Below are 2,015 nucleotides of genomic sequence, written 5' to 3' on the forward strand. Positions count from 1 at the left end.
TGCGACTTCCTCGGCCAGCTCACCGAGGGCCGTCGGGGGGTCGCGCCGCCGGTACCGGGCGGCGTAGAGCTCGCGCCGGCGCGCGTCGGTCACCACGAGCACCTCGGCGGCGGCGTCCAGATCGGTCAGGGCCAGGGCTGCGACCGCCTCGAGGCTGCACACCCCGTGCACGGGCACGCCGAGGGCCAGGCCCAGGGTCCGCGCGGTCACCAGCCCCGCGCGCAACCCCGTGAAAGGGGCGGGGCCGGTGCCGACCACGACCGCGGTGAGGTCGCGGCGGTCGACCTCGGCCTCGCGCAGGACCTCCTCGATCATCGGCGCGAGGAGCTCGGCGTGCCGGCGCTGCTCGACGACGCGTCGCGAGGCGAGGGTCCTCAGGGTCGAGGCGAGCCACGGGTCGGGCGGCGGGTCGGCGACCAGGCTGACGCAGATGTCGGCCGAGGTGTCCAGGGCGAGCAGGGGCACGGTCTCATCCTCCCGTCGGGAGCTCGACGTCGGCCCACCGCGGGCCCACGGCACGGACACGGACCCGGCGGGTACCGGCATCGGCGGTCTCGAGGTCCTCCTCGGAGAGCTCGGCACCGCCGTGGGGCCTGTCGATGACCAGCTCGAGCCGGTCCTCGGCGAGGACCTCGGCCAACCCCTCCCCCCACTCGACGACGGTCACCGAGTCCTCGAGGCTCGTGTCGAGGTCGAGGGCGTCGAGCTCCTCGAGGGAGCCCAGCCGGTAGGCGTCGACGTGGACCAGGTCTGGGCCGCCGACCTGCGAGGGGTGCACGCGCGCGATGACGAAGGTCGGCGAGGCCACCTGCCCGCGCACCTCGAGCCCCTCCCCGATCCCTTGGGTCAGCGTCGTCTTGCCCGCCCCCAGCGGACCGGTGAGCACCACCAGGTCACCAGCAGCCAGGACGGTGGCCAGGGCCCGGCCCCAGGCCCGGGCCGCGGCGGCGTCCGGCAGCTCGACCTCGTGCACCGCGCTCACTCCCCCGCCCCTGCCGTCCCGGCCACCCCTGCCGAGCCGACGTGCACCCGCGGCAGGCGGGTGCCCACCCGCGTGACCACCTCGTAGGAGATGGTGCCCACCACCTCGGCCCAGTCCTGCGCGGTCGGGCCGCCCTCGGCGCCGGTGCCGAAGAGCTCGACGGTCTGCCCCGCCTGCTCGGTGGCGTCGGGACCCAGGTCGAGCACGAACTGGTCCATGCACACCCGGCCGGCGATCCCGAGCCGCCGCCCCGCGACCTGCACGGGCGCCCCCCAGCGCTCGGCCGTGCCCGAGGCGTGCCGAGGGATGCCGTCGGCATACCCGATCGGCACGAGACCGAGGGTCGTGGGCCCGCTCGTCACGTGCTCGTGGCCGTAGGAGACCCCGTGCCCGGCCGGCACCTGCTTGACCAGGGCGAGCTCGGCCTCGAGCCGCATCGCCGGGGTCAGCCCGTAGTCGGCGGAGGTACCGAGCTCAGGCACCGGGGAGAGGCCGAACACGGCCAGCCCCGGGCGGACGAGGTCGTAGTGCACCGAGGGGTTGGTCAGGGTGGCCGCCGAGTTGGCGAGGTGGCGGACCTCGAGCTGCGCGCCACGGCGCTCGGCGAGGGCCACCGCCTCGGCGAAGACCTCAGCCTGCGCGAGGACGGTGGGGTGGTCCGGGGCGTCGGCCCACGCGAAGTGCGACCAGATCCCGACCACCGCGCACACCCCCTCGGCCTGGGCCCGCAGCGCCGTGCCGAGCAGGGTCTCGAACTCGTCGGGCATCACGCCGTTGCGGCCGAGCCCGGTGTCGACCTTGATGTGGACACGAGCCGTGCGGCCCGTGCTGCGGGCCGCCGCGAGCAGCTCCTCGAGGGCCCACGCGGCCGAGACCGAGACGTCGACACCAGCGAGGAGGGCCTGGTCGAGCGCCGCCCCAGGGGCGTAGAGCCAGGTGAGCAGCGGCGCCTCGACCCCGGCTGCCCGCAGGGCGAGGGCCTCGTCGACCTGGGCCGCACCGAGCCAGGTCGCGCCACCGGCCAGGGCTGCCC

3 protein-coding genes are annotated in these 2,015 nt (G+C 75.8%); all 3 read right to left on the bottom strand.

The annotated features are described in order from the left end of the window. Positions 1-465, bottom strand: a 465-nt coding sequence (gene tsaB, locus L0B03_RS17115) for a tRNA (adenosine(37)-N6)-threonylcarbamoyltransferase complex dimerization subunit type 1 TsaB (protein ID WP_250448115.1), incomplete at its 3' end; no start/stop codon positions are given. Between the two features lie 4 nt (positions 466-469). After that, complete coding sequence (tsaE, locus tag L0B03_RS17120; protein ID WP_250448117.1) at positions 470-982, bottom strand: tRNA (adenosine(37)-N6)-threonylcarbamoyltransferase complex ATPase subunit type 1 TsaE; 513 nt, start codon at positions 980-982, stop codon at positions 470-472. Beyond that, positions 979-2,015, bottom strand: a 1,037-nt coding sequence (gene alr / locus L0B03_RS17125; RefSeq protein ID WP_250448119.1) for an alanine racemase, incomplete at its 5' end; no start/stop codon positions are given. The genes alr and tsaE, both read right to left, overlap by 4 nt.

Origin of the sequence: Actinotalea sp. C106 (assembly GCF_023630195.1) — a bacterium.
GTDB lineage: Bacteria > Actinomycetota > Actinomycetes > Actinomycetales > Cellulomonadaceae > Actinotalea.